This is a genomic window from Thioalkalivibrio sp. ALJ3, assembly GCF_000377205.1.
In the GTDB taxonomy this organism is placed as follows: domain Bacteria; phylum Pseudomonadota; class Gammaproteobacteria; order Ectothiorhodospirales; family Ectothiorhodospiraceae; genus Thioalkalivibrio.
The window spans coordinates 603615-621560 of the sequence record NZ_KB897905.1 but is presented as its reverse complement, the minus strand read 5'-3'; the positions used below and the strand labels follow the sequence as shown (position 1 = coordinate 621560).

16 protein-coding genes are annotated in these 17946 nt (G+C 65.1%); 7 read left to right on the top strand and 9 right to left on the bottom strand.

Annotated features, from left to right (window positions below; genetic code table 11):
• Positions 1–107 precede the first annotated feature (107 nt).
• From C935_RS0102985 to C935_RS0102960, 6 genes are all read right to left on the bottom strand, one after another.
• The gene (locus C935_RS0102985; protein ID WP_018861029.1) at positions 108–962 is read right to left on the bottom strand and encodes an endonuclease/exonuclease/phosphatase family protein; all 855 of its coding nucleotides are present in this window, start codon (positions 960–962) and stop codon (positions 108–110) included.
• A 50-nt stretch (positions 963–1012) separates the two neighbouring features.
• Positions 1013–2656: an acetolactate synthase large subunit gene (locus C935_RS0102980; protein ID WP_018861028.1), complete on the bottom strand. Its 1644-nt coding sequence runs from the start codon at positions 2654–2656 to the stop codon at positions 1013–1015.
• A gap of 44 nt (positions 2657–2700) precedes the next feature.
• Entirely contained in the window at positions 2701–3333 is a 633-nt protein-coding gene (locus tag C935_RS0102975) for a thiol:disulfide interchange protein DsbA/DsbL (RefSeq protein ID WP_018861027.1), read from the bottom strand.
• Complete coding sequence (gene ccsB / locus C935_RS0102970; RefSeq protein ID WP_018861026.1) at positions 3334–4506, bottom strand: c-type cytochrome biogenesis protein CcsB; 1173 nt, start codon at positions 4504–4506, stop codon at positions 3334–3336.
• A 25-nt stretch (positions 4507–4531) separates the two neighbouring features.
• Positions 4532–6589, bottom strand: a complete 2058-nt coding sequence (locus C935_RS0102965) for a cytochrome c biogenesis protein ResB (RefSeq protein ID WP_026278610.1) — start codon at positions 6587–6589, stop codon at positions 4532–4534.
• Positions 6590–6854: 265 nt separating this feature from the next.
• Positions 6855–7478, bottom strand: coding sequence for a cytochrome c (locus C935_RS0102960; protein ID WP_018861024.1), 624 nt, complete (start codon positions 7476–7478; stop codon positions 6855–6857).
• 160 nt (positions 7479–7638) lie between these two features.
• Here C935_RS0102960 and yihA point away from each other — a divergent pair, with 160 nt between their 5' ends.
• Positions 7639–8253 (top strand): ribosome biogenesis GTP-binding protein YihA/YsxC, encoded by a 615-nt coding sequence (gene yihA / locus C935_RS0102955; protein ID WP_018861023.1) that lies wholly within the window; start codon positions 7639–7641, stop codon positions 8251–8253.
• A 259-nt stretch (positions 8254–8512) separates the two neighbouring features.
• Here the strand turns inward: yihA and C935_RS0102950 are convergent, their stop codons facing one another.
• From C935_RS0102950 to polA, 3 genes are read right to left on the bottom strand one after another with little or no spacing between them, the layout of a single operon-like run.
• Positions 8513–9160 (bottom strand): SCO family protein, encoded by a 648-nt coding sequence (locus tag C935_RS0102950; RefSeq protein ID WP_018861022.1) that lies wholly within the window; start codon positions 9158–9160, stop codon positions 8513–8515.
• Between the two features lie 10 nt (positions 9161–9170).
• Positions 9171–9668: a hypothetical protein gene (locus tag C935_RS0102945; RefSeq protein WP_018861021.1), complete on the bottom strand. Its 498-nt coding sequence runs from the start codon at positions 9666–9668 to the stop codon at positions 9171–9173.
• 14 nt (positions 9669–9682) lie between these two features.
• On the bottom strand, positions 9683–12400 hold the full coding sequence (polA, locus tag C935_RS0102940) for a DNA polymerase I (protein WP_026278609.1): 2718 nt from the start codon (positions 12398–12400) through the stop codon (positions 9683–9685).
• A 118-nt stretch (positions 12401–12518) separates the two neighbouring features.
• Between polA and C935_RS0102935 the strand changes: the two genes are divergently transcribed.
• The 6 genes from C935_RS0102935 to ntrC all read left to right on the top strand — a co-directional run bounded on the left by C935_RS0102935 (position 12519) and on the right by ntrC (position 17936).
• On the top strand, positions 12519–13244 hold the full coding sequence (locus C935_RS0102935; protein WP_018861019.1) for a TIGR00730 family Rossman fold protein: 726 nt from the start codon (positions 12519–12521) through the stop codon (positions 13242–13244).
• 2 nt (positions 13245–13246) lie between these two features.
• Positions 13247–13645 carry a DUF2782 domain-containing protein gene (locus C935_RS0102930; protein WP_026278608.1) on the top strand — a complete coding sequence of 133 codons (399 nt, stop codon included), beginning with the start codon at positions 13247–13249 and terminating at the stop codon, positions 13643–13645.
• Positions 13645–14481: a hypothetical protein gene (locus C935_RS0102925; protein ID WP_018861016.1), complete on the top strand. Its 837-nt coding sequence runs from the start codon at positions 13645–13647 to the stop codon at positions 14479–14481. The genes C935_RS0102930 and C935_RS0102925 overlap by 1 nt, the downstream gene beginning before the upstream one ends.
• A gap of 87 nt (positions 14482–14568) precedes the next feature.
• Complete coding sequence (locus C935_RS0102920) at positions 14569–15225, top strand: DUF4124 domain-containing protein (RefSeq protein WP_018861015.1); 657 nt, start codon at positions 14569–14571, stop codon at positions 15223–15225.
• 177 nt (positions 15226–15402) lie between these two features.
• Positions 15403–16500, top strand: coding sequence for a nitrogen regulation protein NR(II) (glnL, locus tag C935_RS0102915; protein WP_018861014.1), 1098 nt, complete (start codon positions 15403–15405; stop codon positions 16498–16500).
• Positions 16500–17936, top strand: coding sequence for a nitrogen regulation protein NR(I) (ntrC, locus tag C935_RS0102910; protein WP_018861013.1), 1437 nt, complete (start codon positions 16500–16502; stop codon positions 17934–17936). Before glnL ends, ntrC begins: the two co-directional genes overlap by 1 nt.
• Positions 17937–17946 lie beyond the last annotated feature (10 nt).

The window sequence follows — 17946 nt, the reverse complement described above, 5'->3', positions numbered from 1 at the left end:
TCTCGGGGTACTCGGGGAATTTGAATTGGCCCTATTTAAGCGCGGATTTGCTGTCGTTGCCAGCAAAGCCGACGGTGGCGCTTGGGATCTGGTTGGGACGGCCGCCGTCAGGCGCTTCGCAGTGCCTGGCTTTGTGGCAGCTCGATCTCGATGCCAACCGGAAGGTGGTCCGACAGCGCGACGTTGTACACGCGCATGTCGCTGACATGGAGGTCAGGTGTCAGCAGGATATGGTCGAAGACCAGACGCGGATCCCAGGAGGGGTAGGTCGCCGGGCAGCTCATCGGTTCCATCAGCCCGGTGCGAGCGACCAGGTGACGAATCTCCAGGCTGTCCTGCTGGCAATTCAGGTCCCCCATCACGATTGCGTGCCGTTCGGAGCGGATGCGTTCGGCGACATAGTCGAGCTGTGCCCGTCTGGCTCGGCGACCCAGCGCCAGGTGCAGAAGAAACAGGACGAGCTCCTGGCCATCGCCCATTGGGTAGCGTGCCTCGATGGCGCCACGCCCGGGCAGCGGGCCCGGCAGCCGGTGCATCTCCACGCGTTGTGGTTCCAGCCGTGAAAAAAGCGCCAGTGAGTGCTTGGCGAACTGCCCAAGGTCGCGATTGATGCGATTGTAGGTGTGCGGAAATCGGGCACGTTCGGAAAGGTACGACGCAAGATCGACGAAATTCGACCGCAAACTGCCACCATCCAGCTCCTGCACGCCCACGATGTCGAAGTCCGAGATAAAGCGGGCAACGCGGTCGAGATTGCCCAGCCGGCCCTTGTAGGGCAGGACATGCTTCCAGCTATTGGTCACATAGTGGTGCAGGCGCGAGGACGGTATACCCACCTGCGCATTGAAGCTCAACAAGCGCAGGCGCTGCGCACCCTGCTCGTGCTGATAGGTGAGGCCCGGCGAAGCCGGCGCCGGAACAGCCGGCTCGACTTCGGCGTTGGCTCCAGAGGCGTTGCCCATATCGGTTGGTGTAATCCCTGTGCGACGACCGCGACCCATGGGGGGCGGCACTAGAATGGACAGACCAGTTCGCCCAAACGTTCCGTCAGTTTCAGGTTTTCACTGTAGTCGACCGGGCAGTCAATGATTGTGACGCCGGGCGCCGCCAATGCTTCGCGCAGGGCGGCCTCGAGGCTGTCGTCAGGGCCGATGCGCACGCCGCTGGCTCCGAACGAGCGTGCCAGCTGGACAAAGTCCGGGTTTCCGAAGTCGACGAAGGCCTTGCGACCGTATTCGCGCACCTGCTTCCACTCGATCAGGCCGTAGGCGTTGTCGTTCCAGATCAGTACGACGAAGTTTTGACCCAGCCGCACGGCCGTTTCCAGTTCCTGCACGTTCATCAGGAAGCCGGCATCGCCCGTGACCGCGATCACCTGGCGTTCGGGGTAGAGTTGTGCCGCCGCGATGGCCCCCGGCAGGGCGATGCCCATGCTGGCGAAGCCGTTCGAGATCAGGCAGGTGTTGGGAAGTTCGCAGCGGAACATGCGCGCCATCCAGAGTTTGTGCGCACCGACGTCGGTAATCACCACCGCATCCAGCTCCGCTGCCGTGCGCAGGTCCCAGATCAGCTTTTGCGGCTTCAGCGGGAACTGGGTGTCCTCGCAGTGCTCGTTCATGTCGTCGATCAAGCTCTGACGCAGCGGGCGCAGGATGGTCTCCTCGCGTGGGTCGACCAGATCCATCAGGCGTGCGAGGCAGGTGTTGAGGTCGCCGATCACTTCGGCGGACACATTGTAGTGGCCATCAACCTCGGCCGGAGCGGAGTCGATGTGGATCAGCGTGCGGTCCCCGGTGGGATGCCAGAGCTTCGGCGGATACTCCACCAGGTCATATCCGATGCAGACGATCACGTCGGCCTTGTGAAAGCCGAAGTTCACGAAATCCTGGCTTTGCAGTCCGACCGAGCCCAGGGCCAGCGGGTGGCGGAAGGGCAGTACGCCCTTGGCCATGAAGGTGTTGGCCACCGGGATGTTCAACGCGGAGGCGAGCTGCGACAGCGCGCCGCTGGCGCCCGAGCGGATCACGCCGTTGCCGGCGAGGATGAGCGGATGCTGCGCCGAATTGAGCAGCCGAGCGGCCGCTTCCAGCGAGGCCTCGGCGGGTACGGCCTCGGGGCCGGCATGGGCCGGGAGAGGGGGGTTGGGACACGGCAGCGCCGCGACATTCTCCGGCAGTTCGATAAAGCTGGCTCCGGGTTTGCCGCCCTCGGCCCACTTGAATGCCTTGCGCACGACCTCTGGCAGGATCTCGGGTTCGACCACGCTGGAGCTGTATTTGGTGATCGGCTGGAACAGGCCCTTCAGGTCAAGGACCTGGTGCGACTCCTTGTGCAGACGGTGGGTACTGGCCTGGCCCGCGATCGCGACGAGCGGTGCGTGGTCCATGTTGGCATCGGCGACGCCGGTGATCAGGTTGGTCGCACCCGGGCCGAGGGTTGCCAGGCAGACGCCGGCATGTCCGGACAGACGGCCGTGCACGTCGGCCATAAAGGCCGCGCCCTGCTCATGGCGCGTGGTGATGAACTCGATCGGGGAATCGGCCAGCGCGTCGAGAACGGCCATGTTCTCTTCGCCGGGCAGGCCGAATACACGCTCGACCTGTTCCTGTTCCAGACATTCGACCAGCCGCTGGGCCGTGGTGACGGTCGTGCTCACGCGTTACGTCACCCGGCCGACAGGAGATTGGGGCACGGCCGGGATCAGCCCCGTGCCCGTTCGATCAGGAAATCGGCGACGTCGAGCATCTCCTGGTGACTGCGTGTCATGCTGGCCGACACGATGGCCTCGCCATCGATGACCAGCGTGGGCACGCCTTCGACCCCGTACTCCTGTACATCCTGACCGGCCTCGGTGACCTTGCGGCGAATCTCTTCCGAGCGCATGACGTCGCGGAACTCGTCGGCGTCCAGGCCGCGCTGGCTGATAAAACGCAAAATCGCGCTTTCCGACCGCATCTCGCGCCCCTGGTCATGGATGGCGTCATAAAAGGCCTGGTGGACTTCGTCCAGGACATCCAGCTTTTGCGCGGTGTAGAACACGCGCGCATGGAGGGCCCAGACATCGTTCATCGGCGCGGGCAGATAAACGAACTCGACATCGTCGTCCAGCCCCTTCTGCCATTCCTGGACATAGGGCTCGAATGAGTAGCAGTGCGGGCAGCCGTACCAGAACACCTCGACGACCTGAATCTTGCCATCGTCCAGGCCGGTTGGCACAGGCGGCTGAATCGTACGGAAGTTCTGGCCGTCCCGATACTCGGCCGCCAGGCTGGTGCCGGTGGCCAGCAGCAGCCCGGCTCCACCCATCGCACTCAGGAAATCACGACGCCTCATTTACAGCTCTCCGTAGGAATGCAGGCCGGACAGGAACATGTTCACGCCGAGGAAGGTGAACGTGGTCACGAACAGGCCGATGATGGCCCACCAGGCCATGACCGGTCCGCGCCAGCCCTTGGTGAATCGCATGTGCAGCCAGGAGGCGTAGGTCAGCCACAGGATCAGGCTCCAGGTCTCCTTCGGATCCCAGGTCCAGTAGCCGCCCCAGGCCTCGGCCGCCCACATCGCACCCAATACGGTCGCGATGGTGAAGAAGGCGAAACCGATCGCGATGGCCTTGTACATCACGCCGTCCAGTGCCTCCTTGCTGGGCAGCCGGTGGGTGATCGCGGCATCCGGTCGGGTGCGCTCGAAGCGGTGTTTCAGCAGGTAGGCCACGCCCAGCATGGCCGCGATGGCAAATCCGCCGTAGCCGACAAAGTTCGTCGGCACGTGGATCTTCATCCACCAGGAGTTCAGGGCAGGCACCAGCGGTTCGATTTCGTGCGCCTGGCGATCCCACATGTACCACAGCAGGAAGGTCACCGAGGCCGCGATCACCAGCATCACGAACGCGCCCATGGTGCGCTGGCCCGTGCGCTGCTCGTAGTACAGGTACATCAGCGTGGTCATCACCGCGAGCAGGATGAACACCTCGTAGAGGTTGGACACCGGGATGTAGCCCCAGGTCGGATCGGTCAGATAGATCTCGCGCCAGCGGACCATCAGCGCCATCAGGCCGGCGCCCGACCCAATCCAGGCGAACGCGGCCCCGAGGCGAGACGGGAAGTCGGATTTGCTGAACAGGCCCAGGATGTAGGTCGCAGTGGCCATGTAGAGCATCACGCTCATCCACATCACGCCCGCCTGACCGGAGCCCACGTAGTTCAGCCAGAAATTCGTACTGCCGCGGGCCAGGTCGTCACCGTACAGCCAGACGCCGAACAGCGAGAGCGCGGCGACGATGATGGAAAAGAGCTGCCAGGGCCGCCAGAACCAGCCCAGCCAGGCGCTCATGCCGGCGGCCAGGATCAGCCCGCCGGTGTCATAACGATCCATCAGGTGGCCATATTGCCAGTGCGCGATTACGGCAACGGCGAGCACCAGCGCAAAGTATGCCCAGTCGAGCGGCCGGATGCGCCGGAAGATGCTGGGCCGTTCAAAATCCAGGGCCTCGTGGGGTACTGACATGGATCGCTCCTCCGACTGCTACCGGTTAGTCGTTCTTATTGGTTGATTCACGGTGATCATCGTCGGACCCGTTGGCCGGCTTTTGATCGATGATCCAGCGCTTAAGATGCGCGAAACGTTTCTCGAATTCTACCTTGTGCCGGTTACTGGTGCCGGCCATGGTCACCTGCGTTCCGTCGCCGTCCTCGCGGCGTCGGGCGATAATCCACAGACGCTGATAGGACACGTAGAACATCAGGAAGATCCCGATGATCAGCATCACGCTGCCGGTGTACACGGTGCTCTGTCCCGGCGCACGTGCGATCTGCAGACCCGAAGCCTCGCGGTGCTCGAAGTCCGTGAGTTGGAAGAAGAACGGTGATTCATAAAGGCTGATCGCGTTAATCGCCGAGACGGCGTCTTCCAGCCAGCGCTGTTCCTCTTCCTGGATCGAGACGACACCCTCATCCTCGAGGACCTCCATGTACAGGGCCTGCAACCCGGCATGCAGCACCCGCATGAGGAGCTGTCCGACCTGCTCGCGCTGTTCTTCCGGTACGCGTCGGTCAAGCTCGGCGTGCACGGCCCCGTAGCCGCCTTCGGCAAACAGGCGCATGAGTTCCGCCGTGGTCTGGGCGATCGCGGCACCGGAGGGGTCATCGGCCGCGACTTCGCGCGCGATGGCATTGCGCACCTCGGCGTTGTGCAGCATCGCCAGGTAGGTGCGGAAGCGGTCCAGCGAGTCATCGGCGTCTGCTGGCAGGAACAGGTAGTGGAACTCGTCGCCCGGGCTCTCGCGCACGCCGCTGAGGAAGTACATCGCGCCTTCCTGCAACGCAGGGCGCATGTAGTTGCGGTAGTACAGCCCGTGGCCGGTGCGGTCCATCAGGCGGAAGTCAAATGCGGGACCGAGGTGTCGGTTTTCTCGCTGCCCTTCCTCGTTCAACAGTGGGACGACGTTTTCGTCACGGAAGTCGATGAACTCGATGGTCCGCGTGTCACCCTGCGGCGTCGGGATCTCCTGCTCCTGGAATACCCGGCCCGGAACCTCCAGCGAACGCAGCGCTTCCGCCCCCAGCGGGATGGCCTCGATGTCCAGTTTGGTCCCGCCGTCGGCAAAGCTGGCCTGATAAATCGCGTAGCCGTTGTAGATTAGCGGGTGGTTGACCGAGATTGTGTGGCGCAGGGGCTCATCGCGGTTCGGGTCATGAATGATCAGGTCCGACTCGTAGGAGCTTTCCGCCCCGGTGGAGAAACGCTCGATGCGAAACTCCTCCAGTTCGATGCGAAACGGCAGTTGCTGGACGAAATAGCCCTCGCGCATCGGCAGGAACACCACATCCGCGGAGGAGCCCTCCGGGATCTCGACCATCCCGCGGAACGAGGGATTGGATACGGGCACCCAGGCTGACTTCGGCACCTCGGACACCGGGATGCCACGGGTCTCGATCTCGATATTGCCCAGCCACTCGTTTACCTTGAGCAGGGTCTGCCCGTCCGCGAGCGCGCCCACACAGATCACCACGATGCCGACGTGGGTCAGCAGGTAGCCGAGGCGATTCCAGCGGCCCTTCATGGCCGCGATCACCGTCTGCCCTTCGGATTTCTTCTCGCGTGCCTTGAAGCCCTGAGCCTTCAGTACGCGCCGGGCATGATCCAGGAACTCGTCCTGCGACTGATCCAGTTCGCCGGTTGCGCTGGAGTGGAACGAACGCAGGGATTTCTCTTTCACCTGCAGGTTGTAGCGTCGCAGGTCCTTCAGGATCCCCGGGCTCTGGCGATAGACGCAGAACGAGGTGGAAACCACCAGGAAGGTGACGATCAGCAGGAACCAGGTGGCGGAATAGACCTGGTAAAGCCCCATGCCGGCGAAGATCTCGTGCCAGAACGGGCCATAGTCGATCAGATAATCGGTATAAGGCTGGTTCTGGACGAGCACGGTGCCGATTACGGAGGCAATGGCCAGCGCCACCAGCAAGGTGATCGCCAGATTCATTGACCCCATGAACTCGACCAGGATGCGGCTGCGTCGCGGAGCGCGGGCGGATTTGCTGCGGGCGGTGGCTGCTGGGGAAGAACCTGCCACCTGTTCGTTATTCGACATTTTGTAACCTGCTTTAGCCTTCGCGACTATGCGAAGCACCCCTGTCTGGGTTCAATTTCCTAGACAAACTGCACGGAAGTTTCGCGCAAACCCTGTTATGAGAAGCGGCCGACCTCTGTGGTCCGATCTGTGTGACGTGCACAACCCGTTCGCCATTCCCGGCGGTGGCGGGTTTTGTCCGCCCTGGACAGCAAAAAAGGGGCGGCCATGGCCGCCCCTTCCCTGGGAGGTTCGCCGCCTGCACTGCACGGCCGCTCCTGCACGCTCAGTCGGACGACAGCCCGGCCATGTATTGCGACACGGCTTCGATGTCTTCGTCGGACATGCGTTGAACCACGTTGCGCATCATGCGGCCGGCGTCGTTGGTGCGCTCGCCGTCACGGAACTTGCGCAGCTGGTTCGCGCTGTAGGTGGCGTGCTGCCCCGCGACTTTCGGGAACATGGCCTCCGGGTTGCCCTGCCCGTTCGGGCCGTGGCACGCGATACAGGCCGCGACGTCCTTCGACGGGATGCCGCCCCGGTAGATACGCTCGCCACGCTCGACGACGTCCTCGTCGGCGGTCTCGGTGGTGCCGGACTGTTCGGCGTAGAAGGCGGCCAGGTCACGCATGTCCTGCTCGTCCAGGTCCGCGACTTCGCCCGCCATCAGGGAGTCGGAGCGGGTCTCGCCCTCCTTGAAGTCGCGCAGCTGCTTGACGATGTACTTCGGGTGCTGCCCCGCGAGCTTCGGCCACTCCGGATTGGTCGAATTGCCGTCCGCCCCGTGGCAGGCCGCGCAGGATTGGGAGATTCCCTGGCCGCGCTGGGGATCGCCTGCCTGGGCTGCCGACAGCGGGAGCAGCAGGGAGACGGACAGGGCAGCAAAGAGAGCGGAAAGCTTGTGGTTCATGGTCGAAAATTCTCCTGCATGTATATGCGTGCCGGGTCGGACCCGCGTTCCTTGTGCCCCTTGGCAGGGCGATCAACATAAGCGGCGCAGTTTATAGCACAATGCTAAATTGCGCTCAAAAATATCCCGAGCACCGCACTCGGCCAAGGAACGCTCTCTCGTGTCCGAACCCCAATTCCGTGAAGCCCGCTTTTTGCGTGGCGTGGCCCAGGTCGAACAGCTCCCGGAGGATGACGGCATCGAGATCGCCTTCGCCGGGCGTTCGAATGCCGGCAAGTCCAGCGCCCTGAATGCCCTGTGCGGTCGCAAGGCCCTGGCTCGGGTGGGTCGCACGCCGGGGCGTACCCAGGAGATCAATCTGTTCGCACTTCCTCCGGGGGACGACTGGCGACTGGTGGATCTGCCCGGCTATGGCTACGCGAAGGTGTCCGCAGGTCAGCGCCAGCGCTGGGATCGGCTGCTGGGGGATTACCTGCAGTCGCGCGAGTGCCTGGCAGGGCTGGTACTGATCATGGACATCCGTCGTCCCCTGACCGATCTTGACCGTCAGCTGCTGGAATGGGTGCCGTTGGACCGCTGTCGGTTGCATTGCCTGCTGACCAAGGCTGACAAGCTCTCGCGGCAGGCGGCCGACAAACAGTTGCACGCGACCCAGCGCGAGCTGGAAGGGTTGGGGGTAGAAGCGACCTTGCAGACCTTTTCTTCATTGAAGAATCAGGGGGTCGACGATTTGCGCGGTCTGCTGACTGAGTGGCTCCAACCGGCTGCAGACTGACCGCGGCCCGCCTTCGGACGCGAACCATGAACCCCAGACAAAAAAATGCCCCGGCCTTGGGGTGGGACCGGGGCAAGATTCGGCCTCGACAGGGGGGAGCGAGGCCTGCCCGCTCAGGGAGAGAAGCGGGCTCGCGCTGGGCTAGAGCGCTTGTAGAATATGAAAGCGTTTGTCGGCTGGAGTTCCACCGGTTCGCCTAAATGACCGTGACTGGCTTCACACTCCTGAGCGCGTGCGCCAGGCAACAAGAAATCACCCCTTAATCAGCGTCTTCCCCGGACTGCGCGTGCCCCAGCAGGGACTCGACCAGTTCGGCGGCGCTGGTCCCGTGAGGGTGGATTTCCAGCAGTTCGCCATCGGGCCCGATCAAGTAGGTGGACGAGCTGTGGTCGATGACATCGCCCATGGCGGAATCGGTTGCATGGCGCTCGAAGTAGACGCCATAACGCTCGGCCACCGGCCGCAAGTCGTCCTCGGGCCCGGTCGCCGCGTGCATGTCGGCATGAAAATGGCCCACGTAATCCGCCATACGGTCTTCGGTATCACGTTCCGGGTCGACGCTGATCAACACGCCGTTCACCTGGCCCTGCATGTCGTCCGGCAGGCGGTTCAGCGCCCCGCCAATCCAGCCCAGGCTGGTCGGGCAGGCGTCCGGGCAGCTGGTATAGCCGAAATACAGCCAGACGTACTGGCCCGCGTAGTCGTCCAGGTCGAAGCGCTCCGCGTGGGTCGCCACTGGCAGCTCGATGGGTCCGCCCCGTACGTCGTCGGCAACGGGCAGTTGTGCGTGACCCGCGAAATCGCGCGCCGGCGGCTCGCCCGGCTCCAGGGTGACGTACACGAGCAGGGCTCCGGCGGCGACCACCGCGAAGGCCCAGAACAGACTGCTGACGGGTATACGGTTCATAACGGACTCATCAGTGATCGCGCGCCGTGACAAAACGGAATTGTGCAAAGGCCTCGTCCGGGGCGCCAGCGGGCATGACCGTGGCGGCCCAGGTCATGGATTCAGTCACGCAGATCGGCAGGGTGGTCGTGCCGTGGTACCGGCCTTCGCCGGTGTGCTCCAGTGTCGGGCGCTGGTAGCCCATGAACATCTCCACGCCCGCCAGATCGAGTTCCAGCGTATCGTGCGTCCCCAGGACCTCCTGCGCCTGCTGATCCAGCACCAGTTGCAACTGGAGCTCGCTCAGCATGGGTACAGGCCGCGGACTGATGGCGAGCGTGATCGTGCCTCCCTCGGCTAACTCGGCTGTGCATGACCCGGCATTCAGATCGCAGGCCTCCGGCTGGACCACCGGCAGACCCACCGAGCCGCCATCATCCAGGTAACGGTCGGCCAGAACCCAGGCCGTCGCGAGCAGCAGCAGGGCCACCAGCCAGGCGGCAATCCGGTTGAAACGGTGGGTGAACATTAGTCGGTGTTTCCCTAGTGGGCGTCGTCCCAGTTGGCGCCGACACCGACGTCCACGACCAGCTCCACTTCGAGATCGGCGGCCCCGCTCATGGCCTTGCGCACCAGCGTGGTCAGGTCGTCCACCGACGTATCGGCCACCTCGAACACCAGTTCGTCGTGGACCTGCATGATCATGCGGGCATCGATCTTCGCCCCTGCGAGGTCGTTCGCGACCCCCACCATCGCGCGTTTGATGATGTCGGCGGCGGTGCCCTGCATCGGGGCATTGATGGCCACGCGCTCGGACTGCTGGCGTCGCGCCCCGTTGCGGCTGTTGATCTCCGGCAGGTACAGGCGGCGGCCGAACAGGGTCTCGACGTAGCCGTTCTCGCGCCCGGAGGCGCGCGCCCGTTCCATATAGTCGTGCACGCCGGGATAGCGCTTGAAGTAGCGCTCGATGTACTCGCGCGCCTCGCCCTGCTCGATGCCGAGGTTGCGCGCCAGGCCCCAGGCGGACATGCCGTAGATCAGGCCAAAGTTGATCGCCTTGGCCGCGCGACGCTGATCGCCGGAGACCTGTTCCGAGTCCAGCCCGAAGACCTCGGCGGCGGTCGCGCGGTGGATGTCCTGGCCCTCGGCAAAGGCCTTCAGCAGGCCGGCATCCTGCGACAGGTGGGCCATGATACGTAGCTCGATCTGCGAATAATCCGCCGCCAGCAGCTGGTGGCCCGTTTCGGCGATGAACGCGCGGCGGATGCGCCGGCCGGCCTCGGTGCGCACCGGGATGTTCTGCAGGTTCGGCTCCGAGGATGACAGCCGCCCGGTGGCCGCCCCCGCCTGGTGGTAGGAGGTGTGCACCCGCCCGGTCTCCGGGTGGATGCGCCGGGGCAGGGTCTCGGTGTAGGTGCTGCGCAGCTTGGACAGGCCGCGGTGCTCGAGGATCAGGCGCGGCAGGGGGTAGTCGTCCGCCATTTGCTCCAGCACGTCTTCGGCGGTGGAGGGCTGGCCCTTGGGCGTGCGCCGCAGCACCGGCAGGCCCAGGCGCTCGAACAGGATCTCCTGGATCTGCTTGGGCGAGCCGAGATTGAACTCGCCGCCGGCCTCCTCGAAGGCCTCGCGCTCGATGCGCTCCATCTCGGCCAGCAGCTCCTGGCTCTGCTCGCCGAGCAGGTCCGGGTCCACCTTTACGCCCACGCGTTCGATATCCGCCAGCACCGGGACCAGTGGCATCTCGATCTCGCGATAGACAAATGCTGGGCCTTCGGCCGCCTGCAGGCGCGGCTGGAACACCGCATCCAGCTGCAGACAGATGTCGGCATCCTCGCCGGCGTAATCGGTGGCGATGCCGATATCCACCTCGGCGAACGGGATCTGCTTGGCCCCCTTGCCGGCCACGTCCTCGTAGTGCGTGGTCTGGTAGTCCAGGTGACGCTCGGCCAGGGAGTCCAGGTCGTGGCGGTTGGCTCCGGCATCCAGACAGAACGACTCGAGCAGGGTGTCGTCAACGATGCCGCGCAGGGTGATGCCGTGATTGCCCAGCACGTTGCGGTCGTACTTCAGGTGGTGGCCCAGCTTGCCGTGGCGCTCCGACTCCAGCCACGGCTTCAGGCGCTCGAGCGTCTTCTCGCGTGGCAGCTGCGGCTTGGCATCCGGCCCGGTGTGGGCCAGCGGCAGGTAGTACGCGGTGCCCGGCTCGAAGGCGAAGGACATGCCGACGATCTCGGCGCGCATGGCATCCAGGCTCGTGGTCTCGGTGTCGAAGGCGACCCGGTCGGCCTTGTCCAGGCGTTCCAGCAGCTCGGCCAGTTCGGTCTCCTCGCGCAACGTGCGGTAGTCGCCCTTCGCCTGGGACGGGCCCGGATTGCCCCCGTTGTCGGCGCTGTCGCCGGCCTCGGCTTCGCCACCCTCCAGCTCCGCGCGCCAGCGGGTGAAGCCGTAGCGGCGCACCATCTCCAGCAGGCGCCCGTGATCCGGCTCGCGGATGTTGAGATCGTCGGGGCCGACGTCCAGCTCGACATCGCGCTTGACCGTGATCAGCTCCCGCGAGGTGGGCAGGCGGTCGGCCGCGGCGCGCAGGTTCTCGCCAATCTTGCCGCCGATATCGCCGGCCTGTTCCAGGATGGTGTCGAGGTCGCCGTACGTCGCGATCCACTTGGCCGCGGTCTTGGGGCCTACCTTGTCCACGCCCGGGATGTTGTCGACGCTGTCGCCCATCAGAGCGAGGTAGTCGACGATCTGCTCCGGGGCCACGCCGAACTTCTCCTGCACGCCCTCACGGTCCAGTGTGACCCCGCTCATGGTGTTGACCAGCGTGATGCGGTCATTCACCAGCTGGGCGAGATCCTTGTCGCCGGTCGAGATCACCACGTCGTGCCCGGCGCGGGCCGACTGGTCGGCCAGGGTCGCGATCACGTCGTCGGCCTCCACCCCCTCGACGCACAGCAGCGGCAGCCCCATGGCCTGCACCAGTTCATGCAGCGGTTCAATTTGGGCCGCGAGCTCCTCCGGCATGGGCGGGCGGGTGGCCTTGTATTCCGGGTAAATGTCGTCGCGGAAGGTCTTGCCCTTGGCGTCGAACACCACCGCCATGTGTTCCGGGCCGTAGTCCGCGCGCAGCTTGCGCAGCATGTTCGCCACACCGATCATCGCCCCGGTCGGGGCGCCATCCGGCGCGGTCAGCGGCGGTAGGGCATGGAAGGCCCGGAACAGATATGACGAGCCGTCGACCAGGACAAGGGGTGGTTGTGGCATCAATGCGGCATCCGTACGGAAGGTGCGCGCCATTCTACAGCCCCGTCTCAGGCCACGACCATTTGTACGGACCCGGGGCGGCCGTTACGCTTGGCCTTCGACACGAGGAACCCGCCGCATGAACGACCGCGAACGCGCCGAACACCCCGGCCTGCGCCCCATTGACGATTCCGCCCTGACCCGCGAGAGCTGGAAGATCTTCCAGATCATGGCGGAGTTCGTGGAGGGTTTCGAGCGCCTGGCGCATATCAAACCATCCGTGAGCATCTTTGGCTCCGCGCGCTTTCCGCCGGGGCATCCGCATTACCAGCTGGCCGAAGAGGTTGCCCGCCAGTTGTCGGATGCCGGCTTCGCGGTGGTCAGCGGCGGCGGCCCGGGCATCATGGAGGCGGCCAACAAGGGTGCCTACGCCGGCCGGTCGCCAAGCATCGGCCTGAATATCCAGCTCCCTCACGAGCAGAGCGCCAACCCCTATCAGGACATCGGCCTCGGGTTTCGTCACTTCTTCTCGCGCAAAGTGATGTTCGTGAAGTACGCCTCTGCGTACGTGGTGCTCCCTGGCGGCTTTGGCACGCTGGACGAACTGGCGGAGATCCTGACGCTGGTGCAGACCGGCAAGACCCGGCGCATCCCGATCGTGCTGGTCGGCTCCGAGTTCTGGAAGGGGCTTCTGCACTGGTTCGACGACACTCTTGTGTCCGAAGGCACAATCGATGCCGAGGACCTGAAGCTATACTCGTTGGTGGATGCCCCGGAAGACGTCGTGGACGTGATCTTCGAGCATTACGAGGCGCGCAGCTTCGAGCCTTCCGCGGAAGAAAAGAAACGCATGATGGAGCTGTGAGCATGGCCGCCAAGCACCCCCATTATTCCGCCGCCATCCTGGCCGGTCTTTTTCTCGCGCCGGCTTTGGCCATTGCCCAGCAGGAGCGCGAGTGGGACGATGCCCCGCCGCCGCCCGAGATGCCGGACGAGGCCGAGGCCGACCCCGCGCCGCCCGTGCTCGACGAACGCGCGCGCGAGCAGCGCGGCCTGGAAGAGGCCGACATCGTGATCATCGAACGCGATGGGGAGACCCGGCGCGAGTACCGCATGGGCGGGCAGCTTGTGATGGTTGAGGTGATCCCCGCGGCCGGTCCCTCCTACTACCTGATCGACAGCACCGGCGACGGCCTGCTCGATCGCCGACAGCGCGAGCTGGAACCCGATTTCGTACCGCCGTCCTGGGTGATCTTCCAATGGTAATGAACGAAAACGACTGCCAGGCCTGTGCCGAGGCCTGCGGGGTAAGCATCGAGTTTCGCGAGGGCGAGGCCTTGCTGGCGGGGCAGCCCGTTCAGTGTCTGCGTTTGTCGGCGGATGCCGCCTCCGGTATCGAGGCTGCGCTTGACGACGCAGGCATCAGCCCGCTGGCCATGGCCGATGCCGATGGGATGCGAACCTTGTTGCTGGATCGGGGCCAGGCGTTACGCGAGCCGCTGTCCGCCGAGGGCCCCGGAAGCCTCGATGCCCTGGGACAGCAGGCCGCCAACTGGCAGGCGCGGCATCCGGCGAGTGCGATGCCGGACGCCACGGGCTACCGCCGCGGGGTGCTGCAACAGCTGCTGCGTGAACGCGCCGATTCGCTGGGCCAGACGCTGTCGGCCGACGAGCGGGAGACGCTGGATGCCGAACTCCGCCACCAGAGCCTCTATCGTTTCGAGGATCTGCCGCTGGCCGGGAGCTATTGGCACTCGGTGCGGGTCTATCCGGATGGGGCGGGGCCCGCGGATCTGGTGATGCCACCGGCGCCGGTGCCCGCTTTCTGGCAGCTCGCCCGCATCGCGCTGGCGCTCGCGGTGGACGAGGCGGGCGAGATCCGTGGCGATGCCTACCGTGCGTTGCTGGCGGGCTACCATGCCAGGCGCCCGCTGGCCGCGATCGAGCGCGGCGCGGCACCGACGTTGCTGCGCCTGGCGGCGCTGGAGGACTGGATCGCCCGGCGCGAATCGGGTGCGGCGGGCGAGTCCGAGCGGCAACGGCTCGTTGCGCTGCAGGGGCACGCGGCCCGCGTGCAGGGATTGTGGGTGCGCGCCGCCTAGGGAAACACTGATCAGTGTTTCCCAGGCTGACAGATCGGTGCTCCCTAGAGGGGGCTGATCAAGGATACCGGCCCAAGGAGATCGGCGATGAACAAGGTCTGGGTGCTGTTTCTAATCGCGTTGTGCCTCCCGGCGCTGACCCAGGCCGAGATCTACCGCTGGACCGATGACCAGGGCAATGTGCACTTTGGCGACCGTCCTCCCGAGGGCCGCGCCAGCGAGTCGGTCGATGTGCGCGAACCCATGCGCGGTGTGCCACTGGAGGGCGCCCGCGAGATCCTGCAGCGCCCGGTTCGACCTCAGCAGCAGGAGGAGGACGCGCCGCCAGGCTACGAGCGCATCGCCATCACGCAGCCGGAGGATGGTTCCGGCGTGCGAGCCAACGATGGCAATGTTACTGCCGAGATCGAGCTGAACCCGGCACTGGACGCCGACGCCGGCCACCGTGTGGTCTGGTTGTTGAACGGCGAAGAGGCTGGGGATAGCCGTGGCTCCAATATCACGTTCGAGGGTCTCGATCGCGGCGAGTACAGCCTGCAGGCCCGGGTGGAGGACGACGCCGGGCAGGAGCTTGCCAGCAGCGAACCCATTCAGTTCAACGTGCTGCGTATGGCCATTCCGCGCGAACAGCAGCAGCAACAGCGTCCGCAGCAGTTTCCCCAAGGCGGGGCGCCACAGGCCCCTCGTGCCCCGCAGGCCCCGCGGGCTCCGCAGCCGCAAGCCCCGCAGACTCCGCCGAACTGACACCGATCGCACCATTGGCGTGCAGCGAACGCCCCATTATAGTGCATATAAAGCACTATAATGGGGCAGGCCTCGCTGGGTGCCCTAATGGAATCCGCTATAACCGCTTTCCCGCCCGCAGGCAATCCAACCCGCGAGGTACCCCCGCTTGGCGCGATTCCTGCTTGAGGTCCGTTGATGAACAATCCCGTTGCCAAGTCCGCTCCAGCTCCCTGGCCCTGGTGGGACGACCTGTCCACCGCCGTGCTGGTGACGGATGACGAGTTGCGCCTGGTGAGTCTGAACAGTGCGGCCGAGGTCCTGCTGGGCCTCAGCCGCGAGCGCATTGTCGGCCACGGGCTGGGACAGTGGCTCCGGCTCGACCGCAGCCTGTCCAGCCGGCTGCGGTCGGTGCTTTCGCTCGATCAGCCGATCACCCTGAGGGCACGACAGATGGAGCCCTTGCGCGCCGAGCCCTTTCTGGCGGACATCACCATCACGCCGCTGCGTGGCGACGACGGCTCGGGACCACAGCTTCTGTTCGAGTTGAATGCCATTGATCGCCATGAGCGCATCAGCCGGGAAGAGCAGCTACAGAAGCAGCAGGCGATCACGCGTGCGGTAACCCGGGGGCTGGCGCACGAAATCAAGAACCCGCTGGGTGGTTTGCGTGGCGCGGCACAGTTGTTGGCCAGCGAGGTGGACGATGACGGGTTGAAGGAATACACCGGCATCATCATCCGCGAAGCGGACCGGCTGCGTGGTCTGGTCGATCGCATGCTCGGGCCTCACAACCTGCCCCGTTTCGAGGCCGTCAATCTGCACGAAGTACTCGAGCATGTGCGCGGCCTCGTCAGCGTGCAGTTGCCGTTGGGCCTGAAGATCCGCGGCGACTACGACCCGAGCATCCCCGATGTGCGCGCCGATCGCGACATGCTGGTGCAGGCCATCCTGAATCTGGTGCAAAACGCGGTGCAGGCGCTGAACGAGGGTGGCGAGATCACTCTGGTCTCGCGCGTATTGCGCCAGTACACCATTTCCGGCCACCGCCACCGACTGGTGGCGCGCCTGAGTGTGCGGGACAACGGCCCCGGCATCCCGGAGGAGATCCGCGAGCGCATCTTCTTCCCGATGGTGACCGGGCGCGCCGCCGGCACCGGGCTCGGTCTGCCCATCGCGCAGAGCCTGATCCAGTTGCACAACGGACTCATTGAATGTCACTCCCGACCGGGCGGCACTTCGTTCGACATCCTGCTGCCCATCGAATCCGAAAAGACCCAGGAGGCCGCTGCCTGATGGACCCCATCGTCTGGATCATTGACGACGACGACTCGATCCGGTGGGTGCTGGATCGTGCCCTGCAGCGTGCCGGTATACAGGTGCGCGGGTTCGAAACGGCCGACGCGGCCTGGGCCGCTCTCGAGACGGACGAGGCCCCGGATACCGTGGTGGCCGACATCCGTATGCCGGGACTTAACGGCCTCGATTTTCTGGCGCGCATGCAGACCCGTCCGGATCCGCCGCCGGTGATCATCATGACGGCCTTTTCGGATCTCGAGAGCGCGGTCGGGGCCTACCAGACGGGGGCCTTCGAGTACCTGCCCAAGCCCTTCGACATCGACGATGCCGTGGCCCTGGTTCAGCGGGCGCTGGAGGCGCGGGCGACCGCACAGCAAAACGCCGAGGGAGGTGCCCGGATCGAGGACACACCCATCATCGGCGAGGCGCCGGCGATGCAGGAGATGTTCCGCGCGATCGGGCGTCTGTCGCGCAGCAACATCACCGTCTTGATTAATGGCGAATCCGGTACCGGCAAGGAACTGGTTGCGCGAGCCCTGCACCAGCACAGCCCGCGCGCCGACCAGCCATTGATCGCATTGAACACCGCCGCGATCCCGAAAGATCTGCTGGAAAGCGAGTTGTTTGGCCATGAGCGTGGCGCCTTTACCGGTGCCAGTCAGAGCCGCAAGGGCCGCTTCGAGCAGGCTGATGGCGGCACGCTGTTCCTCGATGAGATCGGCGACATGCCGTTCGATCTGCAGACGCGTCTGTTGCGGGTGCTGGCGGACGGCACCTTCTATCGCGTCGGTGGGCACACCCCGATCCGCGTGGACGTGCGCATCATCGCCGCGACCCATCAGGACCTCGAGGAGCGCGTTCGCGCCGGCCTGTTCCGCGAAGACCTATTCCATCGCCTGAACGTGATCCGCATCCATGTGCCCTCGTTGCGCGAGCGCCCCGAGGACATCGCGCTGCTGGTGCAGCATTTCATGGCCGAGGTGGCGCGCGAGCTGGGGGTCGAGGCGAAAACCATGCGTCCGGAGGTGGTGCGCGAGCTGCAACGTCTGCCCTGGCCGGGGAACGTTCGCCAGCTGGAAAACACCTGCCGCTGGCTTACGGTCATGGCCTCGGGTCGGGAGGTGCATCTGGACGACCTGCCGGCCGAGCTGCATCACGAGAGCCCGCCCGCGGAGGTGCGCGGCGAGTTGGCCGATACGCACCATCCCTCGCCCCGCGACTGGACCAGCGACCTGGCTCAGGTGGCACGGACGCACTGGCAGCAAGGCGAGCGCGACCTGCTCGGGCGGGTGCTGCCGCAACTGGAACGCACGGTGATCCGCGAGGCGCTCAATGTGACGGGCGGCCACCGCCAGCAGGCCGCCGCCCTGCTGGGCTGGGGCCGCAACACCCTGACCCGCAAGATTCAGGAACTGGGCATCGACGACGACTAAGGAAACATGG